Source organism: Pseudoxanthomonas sp. CCNWLY206-1, assembly GCF_039710385.1.
Lineage (GTDB): Bacteria > Pseudomonadota > Gammaproteobacteria > Xanthomonadales > Xanthomonadaceae > Pseudoxanthomonas_A.
Window position 1 is genome coordinate 235,572 of record NZ_JBDKXI010000001.1, and the last position, 13,794, is coordinate 249,365.

A 13,794-nucleotide genomic window follows, 5' to 3' on the forward strand; every position below is an offset into this window, starting at 1 on the left:
TCGGTGTTGATGCTCGCGCTGGCTGGTTGCAAGCGTGATGAGGCGGCGCCTGCAGTCGGTACGGCGCCCCCGGCCGAGCCGGGACAGGCTCCGGCCGCGACGGAGCCTGCCGGTCCGGTTGAGTTGAAGGACGTGATCGAGACCAATGACCGCTACGTCGTCGGCATCAGCTATCCGCCCACGATCAACAAGTATCCGGGTCTGGCCAAGGTGCTGGGAGACTATTCCGACACCGCACGCGCTGAATTGATGGAAGCGGTGGAGGCTTTCGGCAACGACAAGCCCAGCGCTCCGTACGAACTATCCTTGAGCTTCGAGCAAGTGGTGGAAACGCCACAGTTGGTGGCGGTGGCGGCCGATGGCAGCCGCTATACCGGCGGAGCGCACGGCCAACCGCTGATCGCGCGTTTCGTATGGCTGCCGCAGCAGAACCGACTGCTGAGCGCCGCGCAATTGGTGCCGCAGACGCAGAACTGGAAGCCCATCAGCGACTACGTGCGCCTGCAGCTGCTCACCATCGCCGAATCACGTGCGGCAGCCGACGATCTGGATCCGGCTGATCGCATGGAGCTGATGAAAACTTCGACGCGCATGATCGACGAAGGCACCCGGCCCGAGGCGGAGAATTTTTCCGAGTTCGTGCCGCTGTTGAACGCCGACGGCAAGATCACGGCGCTGCGTTTCGTGTTCCCGCCTTATCAGGTGGGTCCGTACGCGGACGGCACGCAGACGGTGGATGTGCCCGCGGAGGTGCTGCTGCCGCACATCGCGCCCGAATACGCCGGTTTGTTCGCCAGCTGAGTATCGCGCATGCCGCACGCACGCTTCGAACACCGAGTGGGCGGCTTGCTTGCCAAGGCGGATGTGCGAATCGACGGTACGCGGCCGTGGGATATGCAGGTGCACGATCCGCGGCTATATGCGCGGCTCCTGGGACAGGGCTCGCTGGGCTTGGGTGAAAGCTACATGGACGGCTGGTGGGACGCCGAGTCCCTGGACGGCCTGATCTACCATTTGCTGGAAGCCAGGCTCGACGAACACGTGCACAGTGCGGGCGAAGTGTGGGATGCGCTACGCGCCCGTCTGTTGAACCTGCAATCGCCGGATCGGGCGGTTGAAGTCGCGCGCCGCCATTACGACCTGGGCAACGATCTTTACCGCGCCATGTTGGGAAAGCGGTTGGTCTACAGCTGCGGTTACTGGCGCCAGGCGCAAGACTTGGATCAGGCGCAGGAAGCCAAGCTGGACCTGGTCTGCCGCAAGCTACAGCTGAAGCCCGGCATGCGGGTGCTCGACATCGGTTGCGGTTGGGGCGAAGCACTGAAGTACGCGGCTGAGCGTTACGGCATCAGCGGAGTGGGCGTGACCATTTCGCGCGAGCAGGCGGAGTTCGCCCGCGAGTTGTGCGCCGGGTTGTCCATCGACATTCGTCTGCAGGACTATCGCGAACTGGACGAGCCTTTCGACGCCGCGTTCTCGCTGGGCATGTTCGAACACGTGGGCGTGAAGAACTACCGCACCTACTTCGAAGTCGTGAGGCGATGCCTGCCTGCCGACGGTCTGTTCCTGCTGCATACCATCGGCACCAACCGGTCGGTACACCGCACCGATCCCTGGATCGCGCGCTACATCTTTCCCAACTCCATGCTGCCGTCGATCGCTCAGATCGCGCAGGCGGTGGAAGGCTTGTTCGTGATGGAAGATTGGCACAACTTCGGTACCGATTACGATCGCACCCTGCAGGCATGGCGCGCGAACGTGGAACGCGCGTGGCCCGCATTGGACGGACAGTACGACGGGCGGTTCCGCCGCATGTGGCGTTACTACCTGGCCGCATCCATGGCGACGTTCCGCAGCCGTCGCTCGCAACTCTGGCAAGTGGCGCTATCGCCGCGTGGAGTGCCGGGCGGATACCTCGCCGCGCGATAGCCGTTTTGGACCGGCCTTGCAAGCATTTTCAGTTTGATCAATTTTTGATCAACCCGCTTGACAGCCCTGCCGCAGCTGGCGCGCACGGAGTTATCCACATGTTTGTGCAGCAACAATCCACATGCACTGTGGACAACGTTTCCACACGACACGTTCCTCTTATGTAGGAGCGGCGTCCCGCCGCGAGCTCTTCCCATCGGATCGCGACAAAAGCGAAGAGCTCGCGGCGAGACGCCGCTCCTACAGGTGACAGGCCGCTCACGGTGAGCACCAAAACAACCACGCCACCCGAAGGTGGCGTGGCGGTGCTGCTCGATGCTTAAAGCGACTACTTGGCGGCGGGCGTGGCCGGTGCCGTCAGGCCGCGCTTTTCCAGCAAAGGCTCGATCTTGGGATCGTGGCCGGCGAAGTCGCGGAAGATCTTCATCGCGTCCTGGCTGCCGCCCTGCGACAACAGCGTTTTGCGGAAATGATCGCCGTTTTCGCGTTTCAGGCCACCGTTGTTCTTGAACCACTCCACGCTGTTGGCGTCCAGCACTTCCGACCAGATGTAGGCGTAGTAGCCGGCCGAATAGCCGCCCATGATGTGGCTGAAGTAGGGCGTCTTGTAGCGCGGCGGTACCGGCGGGTAGTTGATACCGTCGGCCGTCAGCGCTGCGGCTTCGAACTTCATCACGCCGGCAGCGTTGGGCACCTTGTCAGCGGTGATCTGATGCCAGCGCTGGTCCAGCATCGCGGCACCCAGATACTCGGTGGTCTTGAAGCCTTCGTTGAACTTGGAGGCGGCGATCACCTTGTCCAGCAGCGCCTGCGGCAGTGGTGCGCCGGTCTGGTAGTGCTTGGCGTAGTTCTGCAGGATGGACGGCCAGTCGGCCCACATCTCGTTGACCTGCGACGGATACTCCACGAAATCGCGCGGTACGCTGGTACCGCTGAAGTACGGGTACTTCACGTTGGAGAACATGCCGTGCAATGCATGGCCGAATTCGTGGAACGCGGTGGTGACTTCATCCCAGGTCAGCAGTGTCGGCTCGCCGGCCGGCGGCTTCGGGATGTTGAGGTGATTGGCGACGACGGGCTTGTATCCGGACAGCGCCGACTGCGAGACGTACGAGTTCATCCACGCACCGCCACGCTTGGAGTCGCGCGCGTACATGTCGGCAATGAAGATGGCGAGCTGGCTGCCATCGGCGTCGAATACGTCGTACACCGTCACGTCCGGATGGTAGACCGGCAGGTCGGTGCGCTTCTTGAAGGTCAGGCCGTACAACTGGGTGGCGGCGTAGAACACGCCATTTTCCAGCACGTTGTTGAGTTCGAAATACGGCTTGAGCTGCGATTCATCGAAGTTGTACTTCTCCGCGCGCACTTTCTCGCTGTAGAACGCCCAATCCCATGGCTCCAGCTTGAAGCTGGGTTGGCCTTTGGCGGCCTGTTCCTTATCGATCATCGCCTGCAGGTCGGCGGCTTCGCGCTTGGCGTTGGCCACGGCGGCCGGCGCCAGTTTGCCCAGCATGGCGTTCACGGCTTCCGGCGTACGCGCGGTCTGGTCTTCCAGGCCATACGCGGCATGGTTGGGGTAGCCCAGCAGCTTGGCGCGGTCGGCACGCAGCTTCATGATGCGGGAGATGATCTGGGTGTTATCGAACTCACCGCCGCGGCTGCCGCGGGTCACCGATGCTTCGTGCAGGCGCTGACGCAAGGCACGATTGGTAAGTTGTGATTCCGGTGGCTGACCGGTGGTGTTCAACAGGGTCAGCAGGTACTTGCCTTCCAATCCGCGCTTCTTGGCCAGTTCGGCCGCGGTGGCGATCTGCGCTTCCGTCAGGCCGTCCAGTTCCTTCGCGTCATCGACGACCAAGGCCGAAGCATTGACTTCCTTCAAGACGTTATCGCTGAACTTGGTGCCCAAGGCAGCCAGCTCGGCATTCATGTCTTTCAGCTTGGTCTTGTCGGTTTCGGACAAGTTGGCGCCGGACCGCACGAAGTTGGTGTGATAGCGCTCGACCAAGCGCACGCCTTCGGCATCCAGGCCCAGCGATTCGCGCTTGTCGTACAGCGCCTTGACGCGTGCAAACAGCTTGGGATTCAGATTGATGGCATCGCCGTGGGCCGCGAACTTGGTGGAGTAGTCGGCGCGTAGCTTGTTGCGAGCGTCGTTGGTGTCGGCGCCGACCAGCGCGAAGAACACGGTGGTGGCACGGTCCAGCACTTGGCCGCTTTTTTCCAGCGCGATGATGGTGTTGTCGAAAGTGGGGGCTTCAGGATTATTGGCGATCGCCTCCACTTCCTTCAGTTGCTCGGCCATGCCGGCGTCGAAGGCCGGGGCATAGTCGCTGTCCTTGATCTTGTCGAACTGCGGGTAATGCAGCGGCAACGGGCTTTCGGCGAAGAACGGATTGGCCGCCTTGGCAGCTTCCGTGGTGGCCGCGGGAGCGGCTTGGCTGTAGGCGGGCATGGCGATTCCAAGGGTCGCGGCAAGCGCGAGAGCAAGGCGGGTGGTCATGAAGCGTAGCTTCCTTCCAAATGTGGACTTTAAAGGGTAACCCAAGCCCCCAGTCCGGACCCATGACGAAAGACATGGGCAACGGGCAGGGCGCCAGGGCCATGCTGAGGGACAGGGTTCCCCGGCCGATCAGGAGTTGCCATGAAGCGTGCGCTCGTCCTTTCCTTCGTCCTGTTGATGGCTGCGGTTCCCGCGCTGGCGGCGGAAACCCTGCGTTACGTCGCCTTGGTGCATGGCGGCAAGCAGGCCGGCCAGCTGGTGGTGGAGCGCGGCGGCGATGGCGCCGCCCGGGCGGATTTCATCTTCAAGGACAATGGCCGCGGCCCGGAACTGAAAGAGGAGTATGAACTGGCCGCGGACGGCACCTTCAAGCGTTACCAGGTCAAGGGCAGCTCTACATTCGGCGCACCCGTGGACGAAAGCTTCGTTCGCGAAGGCGACGTGGGCAAATGGAAATCAACCTCCGATGCTGGCGAGAAGTCCCTTGCGGGCACCGCGTTGTATACGCCGCTGGGCGGCACGCCGGCGGCATATTCCGTCGCGATCGCCGCACTTTCCAAACGCGCCGACGGCAAGCTGCCGCTGATACCCGGCGGCACGCTGACCCAGCGAAAATTGGCGACGGCCGAAGTGTCCGCGGGTGCCAGCAAGCGCTCGGTCGCACTGTTGTCGCTGACCGGCATCGGCTTCACGCCGACGTTCGTCTGGGTGACCACGGATGCCGAGCCGAGGCTGTTCGCCTATATCTATCCCGGTTTTCTGCAGATGATCGAGGACGGCTGGCAAGCCAACGCCGATGCGTTGGAAGAGCGCCAGAAGCAGGCTGAGAATGACGTACTGGTCGCAATGAACCAGCGTTTGGCGCATCCGCTGGAGGGCACCACCGTGATCCGCGATGCGCGGGTGTTCGATAGCGAAAAGGCAATGCTGGGCGCGGCATCGGACGTGGTGGTGCGCGATGGTCGAATCGTGTCGATGGGGCCTGCCGGAAGCGCGGTGGCGGTCAGTGCCGATCACGCGGTGGAAGCCAATGGCCGCGTATTGCTGCCCGGCCTCTATGACATGCATACGCACATGGGTCGCTGGGACGGAGGTCTTCACCTGGCGGCAGGCGTGACCAGCGTTCGCGACATGGGCAATGACAACGAGACGCTGCAGCAGCTGATTGCCGACGAAAAGGCGGGCACGCTGCTGGGGCCGCGCGTTATTCCGACCGGCTATATCGAGGGCAAGAGCGAGCACTCTTCGCACGGTGGTTTCCTGGTGGGGAATCTTGCCGACGCCAAGAAGGCGATCGATTGGTACGCGGACCACGGCTATCGGCAGATCAAGATCTACAACTCCTTTCCCAAAACCATGCTGCGCGATACCGCTGCCTACGCGCATGAGCGCGGTTTGCGCGTCAGCGGGCACGTACCGGCGTTCATGCGCGCGCAGGATGTGATGGACCAGGGCTACGATGAAATCCAGCACATCAATCAAGTGATGCTGAATTTCTTCGTCACACCTGAGACCGACACCCGGACCCTGCAGCGCTTCTATCTGGTGGCGGACAAGACCGACGGGTTGGACTTCGAGTCCAAACCGGTGCAGGACTTCATTGCCGAACTGGCTCGCAAGCAGATCGTGATCGACCCAACGTTGGCGACTTTCGAGTTCCTGCATCAGCGCGACGGCCAGTTGTCGCCCATCGTCGCCGACGTAGCCGAGCATCTTCCGCCCGACGTGCAACGCGAGCGGCGTGCGGCAGAAATGGACATCCCGGACGATGCCACCGGTGCACGCTATAAGCGCTCGTTCGACAAGCTGGTGGAGTTCGTCGGCCGCATGTACCGCGCCGGAGTTCCGATCGTGGCGGGTACCGACGAATTGCCCGGTTTTACCCTGCAACGGGAGTTGGAACTATACGTGCAAGCCGGCATGACTCCGGCCCAGGTGTTGCAAGTGGCTACCTGGAATGGCGCCAAATACAGCGGCACCTTGGAAGACAGCGGCTCCATTGCGCCGGGCAAGCGCGCCGATCTGGTGCTGGTCGACGGCGATCCCACTCGCGACATCGCCGACATTCGCAACGTCGCGCTGGTGATCAAGGATGGGAAAGCTTACTACCCCAGCGAGATCGATGAGGCGTTGGGCATCAAGCCGTTTGTTGAGCCGGTGAAGGTGCAATCGTCACAGCAGTGATGCAGTGCATCGGGGCAGCCCCTTTCGTCTACGTGAAATCTCGATGGTCACAGCACCTCGTAACGTCGCACGATCCATGACAATTCGTACAACAGCGCGCTCACGGCAAAGGCGCCGTGGTACGTCGGGCTGCGAAACGCGATCGCCCCAATACAGCCAATGACGTACGCCGCATTGCGGAACCAGTATTCGCTGCCCAGCTGGCGAAGGTATTCGCCGCCCTTGATGGCGGTATCGCCAATGTCGACCAGGAACATCACCGCCAGCAGACCGAAGAACCAGTGCCGGCGTGTATAAAAATAGTCTCGGTAATCCTGGTACTCGTCCACGCTTTCGGGAAAGATCAGCGAACACAGCAGGTACAGCAACAACGCGTAGATCGTGACGAAGAAATAGATATTGAAATCCCAATGGGGCTGGTGAGTCAGGCGAAACTCCCACCACCAGAAGTGCAGCAGGTACATGAACATGAAGAGCGCCCACATCAGATGCACCCAGTACACCCGGCGTGCTTTGGGGCGTTCAACGATTTTCGCCAGGTTGCGCAGCAGATGGGTCAGCCCCAGACCGACGATCATCCCCAGCAGGATGCGGATGTGGACGTAAAGGGTGGCCATCGATGACGGGTCGGGGGCATGCTGCATCGTCGTAGGCTCCGAACGAGACAAGGCGTCGGCAAGGCTAGAACATTTTCGTAGTGAATATAAATAGCCCACCGTCATGAACGAAGGAGTTCTTGCCAAACTCGGATCAGCGTCCGGCGGTGGCACGCGACTTGCCGAATGCAAGCAACCGGTGTCTGATACCTCCTGGAAGTTTCAGGAGACCGCCATGACCACCGCGTACGATTTTTCCGCCAAAGACATCGAAGGCGTAGAACGTCCACTGTCCGATTACCAAGGCAGGGTGCTGCTGGTAGTCAACGTGGCGTCCCAGTGTGGCTTCACGCCGCAGTACACCGGCCTGGAGAAACTGTGGCGTGACTACCGCGACCAGGGACTGGTGGTGCTGGGTTTTCCCTGCAATCAGTTCAGTCATCAAGAACCGGGTGACGAAGCCGAGATCCGCAATTTCTGTTCGTTGAACTACGATGTCAGCTTCCCGATGTTCGCCAAGGTCGACGTCAACGGCGATGCCGCGCATCCGCTGTGGAAATGGTTGAAGCAGGAGAAGAGCGGGCTGCTGGGCATCGACGCCATCAAGTGGAACTTCAGCAAGTTCCTGGTCGGCCGCGACGGCAAGGTGATCAAGCGCTATGCGCCTAAAGACAAGCCGGAGTCGTTGGCGGGAGATATCGAGAAGGCGTTGAGTTGAGCCGCTTTGTAGAAGCCGCCTAGAAGCCGCTACCCGACGGGATCAATACTCCCTCGTGGTCCCGGTGCGGGCCGGAACGCAAGGTCTTACTACTTCTCCACGAAAGCCCGCTCGAACACATACTGCCCTGGCGTGCCGATACGCGGCGCGGCGGTGAAGCCACGACCATCCAGTAGAGTGCGAAAATCGGCGAGCATTTGCGGGCTGCCGCAAATCATGGCGCGATCTTTCTCGGCATCCAAAGGTTCGATGCCCAGGGACTCCATCATCTGGCCGGTGGCCATCAGGTCGGTCAGGCGGCCGCGGTTGGCGAACTCGTGGCGAGTTACCGCAGGGTAGTACAGCAGCTTCTCGCGGATGGTTTCGCCCAGGAACTCATGCTGCGGCAGTTCTTTTTCGAAATAGTCGCGATACGCCAGATCCTTTTCGCTGCGTACACCGTGGGTCAGGATCACGCGTTCGAAGCGCTCGTAAGTTTCCGGATCCTTGATGATCGATAGCCAGGGCGCCAAGCCGGTGCCGGTGCCAAGCAGATAGAGATTGCGACCGGGATGCAGATCGCTGATCAATAACGTACCAGTCGGTTTGCGGCCGATAAGTACGGTGTCGCCCGGCTGGATGTGCTGCAGACGTGAGGTCAGCGGACCATTGGGCACTTTGATGCTGAAGAATTCCAGCTGTTCTTCCCAGTTGGCGCTGGCAATGGAGTAAGCGCGCATCAACGGCTTGCCCTCGGTCTGCAGACCGATCATGACGAACTGTCCGTTATCAAAACGGAAGCCATCGTCGCGCGTGGTGGTGAAGCTGAAGTAATCGTCGGTCCAGTGACGGACGTCCAGCACCGTCTCGGTGCCAAAAGCGGAGGACATGAGGTTCAGAAGTGGGGAAGAGGTTCGGTGCGAATTGTAACCGACGATGCAAATGGGCTTTTTGCAGGAGCTATTGAGGCGTTGTAGGTGGGTCGTTGTAGGAGCGGCGTCCCGCCGCGAGCTCTTCGCTTCTATCGTGACCTGACGGGAAGAGCTCGCGGCGGGACGCCGCTCCTACAAATACAAAGGCACGCCAAAGCAGAAAGGACGCCGAAGCGCCCTTTCTGATGCAAACGGTAGCTGCGAAATCAACCGCCCTGGCCACCACCGCGAGGCCCACGATTACCGCCGCCGGGACGGCCACCCGGACCGCGCGGGCCGCCAGGACGCGGACCGCCGGGGCGGCCGCCTGGAGGACGCGGGCCAGCGTTCTGCGGACGATTGCCGCCGGGACGAGCGCCTTGCGGGCGCGGCGCGCGCGGCGTCTGGCCATAAGGGCTGAAGCCGGGATTGGCGTGGTCGGAGGGGAAATTGGGCGCGTTGCCTGGATGACCATAGGGGCGAGGAGCTCGCTGGCCCTGGCCCGCACCTTGGCCGCCTCTCGGACCGCGTTCGGCGTTGAAGCCGCCACGGTCATTGCCAAAGCGATCGCCACCGGCGCCTGGACCACCTGGGCCGCGTTGTTCGCCATACGGGCTTCCACCGCGCTTCGGGCCGCCGGGACCACCCGGACGCGGACCTGCGCCTGGACGCCCACCCGGCTTGCCGGCGTAAGGCTTTTTGGGACCGCCCGGTCCGGCGTTGCGATGCCCGGAGGGGCCGGTGTCCACGCCTTCCGGCACGTACCAGCTGCGGAAGGCTGCGGGATTGCCATCCGGCAACGGCTTGGGACCCTTCGGCGCACGTTGCTTGAACGGTTTTTGCGACTGCTTGGCGGCGGCTTCGCCGCTGACGGTCAGTCCGCCATGCTTGCGCGGACCGCCACGACCGCGGCCGCGGTCTTCGCGAACGTGATCGAAGCGGCGCAGTTCGCGGCCTTCATCGGCGACGTTGTGACCATTGACGTAACCTTGGCTGCGGCCTTCGCGAGAAACATGCACAGTGGCCTTGGCGGCCTTGCGCTGGCCGATGACCGGCTGCAGCGTCAATGCGGCCGGTGCACCGTCTTCCAGACCCAGCTCCTTGCGCAGCGATTCGACCTGAGTGGCAGACAATTCCTGCGACTGACCGCGCAGCAGCGGCTGCGGCAGCGAGATCTGGCCGTAACGGGTGCGCTTCAGGCGGCTGACCTGGCAGCCCTGGGATTCCCACAGGCGGCGCACTTCACGATTGCGGCCTTCCTTCACCACCACGCGGAACCAGTCGTGCGAATCGGTGCCGCCGATGCGGTCGATCTCGTCGAACTTGGCCGGGCCGTCTTCCAGCGCCACGCCACGGCGCAAACGATCGACGATGTTGTCGGGAACGCTGTCCTGGCCTTCCGGCGCACGCACGCGTACCACGTATTCGCGTTCGACTTCGAACGAAGGATGCATCATCGCGTTGGCGAGTTCACCGTCGGTGGTCAGCAGCAGCAGGCCCGTGGTGTTGATGTCCAGGCGGCCGATGGCGATCCAGCGTGCGCCTTTGAGAGAGGGCAGTGCTTCGAAGATGGTCGGGCGGCCTTCGGGGTCTTCGCGCGTGGTCACTTCGCCTTCGGGCTTGTTGTAGATCAGCACGCGCGAGGGTTCGGTCAACGCACTGGCGACGAAAGTCTTACCGTCCAGCTCGATGCGGTCGCCGCCCTTGATCGACATGCCGGTCTGCGCGACTTCGCCGTTGACCTTGACCAGGCCGTCGGCGATGCGCTGTTCCAGCGCACGGCGCGAACCCAGGCCAGCCTGCGCGAGCACCTTGTGCAGGCGTTCTTCGAGCTTGGCGGTGGTCGTTTCGCCGTTATCGGCGCCTTCGCGTTTCAGCGAGAGTTTATTGCGAGGGGTGTTGCTCATTGTTTTTGCTCCGACGGTGCCCGGCTTTCCTCTTCGGAATCGGCGGCGTCGTCATCATGTGGGTTGGTATCGGTGGAAACGTCGGCATCGTCGCCGGCGTCGGTGGTGTGGCCGAAGCGGTCGCCGTTGTCATCGGCGGATTCTGAAATGGATTCGTCTTTTTCTTCGTAGTCTTCGGCGCGGTCTGCTTCGTCCGCATCGGTACGGTCATCGAGTTCGGCGTTGTCTTCGTCCGCCTCGGCATTGTCGCTGTCGTCGCTGTCAGCGGTCGTGTCGGCATCGATGTCATTCATGTCGTCGGCATCGGCAGCACTTTCATCCGCGTCATCCATGACCGGGGCCGAATCGGATCCTTGCGCAATACCGGCGGGCATGGGCGCGCCATCCAGTTGCAGCTGCGGTTCCAGTTCGCCGATGTCTTTCAGTTCGGACAGCGGCGGCAGTTCGTCGAGGCGCTTGAGGCCGAAGTAATCCAGGAAGCCCTTGGTGGTGCCGAACAGCGCCGGTTTGCCGGGCACGTCGCGATGGCCGACGACACGGATCCACTCGCGCTCTTCCAGTGCCTGGATGATGTTGCTGCTGACCGCCACGCCGCGAACCTGTTCGATTTCGCCGCGAGTGATGGGCTGGCGATAGGCGATAAGTGCCAGCGTCTCCAGCGTCGCGCGGGTGTATTTGGTCTTGCGCTCGGTCCACAGTCGCGCCACCCAATTGTGCACATCGGCCTTGACCTGGTAGCGGAAGCCGGAGGCCACCTCCACCAGTTCGACGCCACGGTCGGCACAGGCGTCGCGCAGTTGTTCCAGCGCTTGCTCGACGCTACCCGGTGGGGCCGGTTGCTCTTCGGGAAACAGCCCGTGCAGTTGCGCCAGCGCCAGCGGCTGGTTCGCCGCCAGCAGAGCAGCTTCGACAATGCGATTGATAAGCGATTGATCCATCAGAATCTTGGCGTCGGAAGTAGTAATAAGTGAGTGTTCCAGCCGTTACCCCGGCGAAGGCCGGGACTTCTTTTGATATTGCGGTCGTGTCGATTCAGCCAAGGGGAAGCAGCGGCAAAACGGGTTCTGGTTGTCGGAACGAACCAGGACACTACTTTTGCGCATCGTCGTTGGCGGCATCCGTGTCGTCGAACTCGCTGGAGAACTGCAGCGGTTCGTTGGTGTTGTTCAGCGCCAGCGACTTCACGTAGATCGGTGCCAGCGGGGCTTCCTGCACGATGTCCAACAATTGCTCTTTGGCCAATTCCAGCATGGCCAGGAACGTGACCAGCACGCCCAACTTGCCTTCCTCGGCGGTGAACATGGACTCGAAGCGGTGGAACTTGCCGTCTTCCAGCAGCGTCAGCACGTCGCCCATGCGCTGGCGCACACTCAGGGCTTCGCGCTTGATCGCATGGCCGGTGTACAGCTCGGCGCGCTTGAGCACGTCGTGCAGTGCCAGCAGCATCTCGCGCAATTCCACCGGCGGCGGCAGGCGGACCGCGGCGCGATCCGGCACATGCGCCTGCACTGGTGTGGTGTCGCGGTCCTGCCGGGGCAGGGCGTCCAGATCCTCGGCGGCTTGCTTGAAGCGTTCGTATTCCTGCAGGCGGCGGACCAGCTCGGCACGCGGATCGCCTTCTTCAGTCTCTTCCGAGACAGTGCGAGGCAGCAGCATGCGTGATTTGATCTCGGCCAGGATGGCGGCCATGACCAGGTACTCGGCCGCCAGTTCGAATCGAAGCTCCTGCATCACATTGATATAGGCGACGTACTGGCGGGTGATTTCCGCCACCGGGATATCCAGGATGTCCAGGTTCTGACGGCGGATCAGGTAGAGCAGCAGGTCCAGCGGACCTTCGAAGGCATCCAGGATGACTTCCAGCGCATCCGGCGGGATGTACAGGTCCTGCGGAATTTGAAGCACCGGTTGCCCATGCACCATCGCCAGCGGCATTTCCTGCTGCTGCGGATGATTGTTCTGGGTTGGATTCGCGTCTTGCGCGAGTTCGGAGCTCATCAAGAAACAGCCGTGGTGCTATTCGTAGCCATGTGTCGCCATGTGCCGCAGACGTCGCGCGGCAGGGCCGGGCGTTGCGCTAAACCTAACCAATGCGTCGCAGGGCGAACGCTTCCCATACTTCAACAAGCAACGTACGCCGCGGAAGATGCGGCGGAGGACAGCGAGGAGGTCGTCGGCGCGGGCGGGTGGGGGCAGCGAATCGATCGTCGTTGGGTCGCGGAAAACCGGCGTGGAAGCGATCACCAAGCCAGTTCATCCCCAGGACGGGCCGCTGCTTCCGGCCGTGCAATGGACCAAGAGTAAGCGTTGATGCGGGCGGTGTCCAGCTTCGCCGCGCCATGCGCACCGTACAATTCAGCCAGACCCTTAGGAGAAAGACCGTATGTGGTACGCCATAGAAGGCTACGACGTGGAAGGCGCGCTGCCCAAGCGCTTGGCGGCGCGGCCTGCACACCTGGCGCGCCTGATGGCGCTTCGCGACGAAGGTCGCCTGTTGCTGGCGGGGCCGTGCCCGGCGATCGACGCGGAAGATCCCGGCCCGGCCGGCTTCAGCGGCAGCCTGGTGATTGCCGAATTCGATTCCCTTGAAGCTGCCAGGACCTGGGCCGACGCCGATCCGTATACCGAAGCCGGGGTCTACGCGCGGGTGGAGGTGCGCCCGTTCCGCAAGGTGCTGCCGTGACGCGGGTGGAGCGCATCCGCAGTGCCCTGGAAGCCGCTTTCCAGCCGTTGGAACTGGAGGTGGTCGACGACAGCCATAAGCATGCCGGACATGCCGGCGCTCGCGACGGGCGGGGACATTTCAGTGTCCGTATCGTCTGCGAGGCCTTCGCCGGGATGCCGCCTTTGGCCCGCCATCGCGCCGTGTACACCGCCCTGGGCGAGATGATGCAGACCGACATCCATGCTTTGTCCATTGATGCCCAGCCAGGTGATCGGCGGTAGAAGAAAGGTTCTGTTGCGCTTGGGCAGACGAAACGCTGCCTCAGCCCGGACTACGCGGCATCCATGCGTGGATCGATAAGTTGTTGATCGTCATCGATTTGGTTGGTTCTGCGTGCTT

The 13,794-nt window shown here is 62.2% G+C and carries 12 protein-coding genes; 6 read left to right on the top strand and 6 right to left on the bottom strand.

From position 1 onward, the window contains the following. Window positions 1-9 precede the first annotated feature (9 nt). Entirely contained in the window at window positions 10-801 is a 792-nt protein-coding gene (locus tag AADW18_RS01055) for a DUF4163 domain-containing protein (RefSeq protein ID WP_337342090.1), read from the top strand. 9 nt (window positions 802-810) lie between these two features. Beyond that, window positions 811-1,929: a cyclopropane fatty acyl phospholipid synthase gene (cfa, locus tag AADW18_RS01060; RefSeq protein WP_337341496.1), complete on the top strand. Its 1,119-nt coding sequence runs from the start codon at window positions 811-813 to the stop codon at window positions 1,927-1,929. A 328-nt stretch (window positions 1,930-2,257) separates the two neighbouring features. Here cfa and AADW18_RS01065 read toward each other — a convergent pair whose 3' ends face one another. Continuing rightward, window positions 2,258-4,435 (bottom strand): M3 family metallopeptidase, encoded by a 2,178-nt coding sequence (locus tag AADW18_RS01065; protein WP_337341497.1) that lies wholly within the window; start codon window positions 4,433-4,435, stop codon window positions 2,258-2,260. 141 nt (window positions 4,436-4,576) lie between these two features. Here AADW18_RS01065 and AADW18_RS01070 point away from each other — a divergent pair, with 141 nt between their 5' ends. After that, window positions 4,577-6,619, top strand: coding sequence for an amidohydrolase family protein (locus AADW18_RS01070; protein WP_337341498.1), 2,043 nt, complete (start codon window positions 4,577-4,579; stop codon window positions 6,617-6,619). 47 nt (window positions 6,620-6,666) lie between these two features. Here AADW18_RS01070 and AADW18_RS01075 read toward each other — a convergent pair whose 3' ends face one another. Next, window positions 6,667-7,263 carry a hypothetical protein gene (locus AADW18_RS01075; RefSeq protein ID WP_337341499.1) on the bottom strand — a complete coding sequence of 199 codons (597 nt, stop codon included), beginning with the start codon at window positions 7,261-7,263 and terminating at the stop codon, window positions 6,667-6,669. 187 nt (window positions 7,264-7,450) lie between these two features. On the opposite strand from AADW18_RS01075, the gene AADW18_RS01080 reads away from it, so the two are divergent. Further along, window positions 7,451-7,933 (top strand): glutathione peroxidase, encoded by a 483-nt coding sequence (locus AADW18_RS01080; protein ID WP_337341500.1) that lies wholly within the window; start codon window positions 7,451-7,453, stop codon window positions 7,931-7,933. An 89-nt stretch (window positions 7,934-8,022) separates the two neighbouring features. Here the strand turns inward: AADW18_RS01080 and AADW18_RS01085 are convergent, their stop codons facing one another. The 4 genes from AADW18_RS01085 to AADW18_RS01100 all read right to left on the bottom strand — a co-directional run bounded on the left by AADW18_RS01085 (window position 8,023) and on the right by AADW18_RS01100 (window position 12,728). After that, window positions 8,023-8,802: a ferredoxin--NADP reductase gene (locus tag AADW18_RS01085; RefSeq protein WP_337341501.1), complete on the bottom strand. Its 780-nt coding sequence runs from the start codon at window positions 8,800-8,802 to the stop codon at window positions 8,023-8,025. Window positions 8,803-9,050: 248 nt separating this feature from the next. Beyond that, on the bottom strand, window positions 9,051-10,730 hold the full coding sequence (locus AADW18_RS01090) for a pseudouridine synthase (RefSeq protein ID WP_337341502.1): 1,680 nt from the start codon (window positions 10,728-10,730) through the stop codon (window positions 9,051-9,053). Then, window positions 10,727-11,668, bottom strand: a complete 942-nt coding sequence (gene scpB, locus AADW18_RS01095; protein ID WP_337341503.1) for an SMC-Scp complex subunit ScpB — start codon at window positions 11,666-11,668, stop codon at window positions 10,727-10,729. The genes AADW18_RS01090 and scpB overlap by 4 nt, the downstream gene beginning before the upstream one ends. A 151-nt stretch (window positions 11,669-11,819) precedes the next feature. Beyond that, window positions 11,820-12,728 (bottom strand): ScpA family protein, encoded by a 909-nt coding sequence (locus tag AADW18_RS01100; protein WP_337341504.1) that lies wholly within the window; start codon window positions 12,726-12,728, stop codon window positions 11,820-11,822. Window positions 12,729-13,113: 385 nt separating this feature from the next. Here AADW18_RS01100 and AADW18_RS01105 point away from each other — a divergent pair, with 385 nt between their 5' ends. Together AADW18_RS01105 and AADW18_RS01110 are read left to right on the top strand one after the other, a co-directional pair. Next, window positions 13,114-13,413: a YciI family protein gene (locus AADW18_RS01105; RefSeq protein ID WP_337341505.1), complete on the top strand. Its 300-nt coding sequence runs from the start codon at window positions 13,114-13,116 to the stop codon at window positions 13,411-13,413. Next, window positions 13,410-13,676, top strand: coding sequence for a BolA family protein (locus tag AADW18_RS01110; RefSeq protein ID WP_337341506.1), 267 nt, complete (start codon window positions 13,410-13,412; stop codon window positions 13,674-13,676). Before AADW18_RS01105 ends, AADW18_RS01110 begins: the two co-directional genes overlap by 4 nt. Window positions 13,677-13,794: the final 118 nt, after the last annotated feature.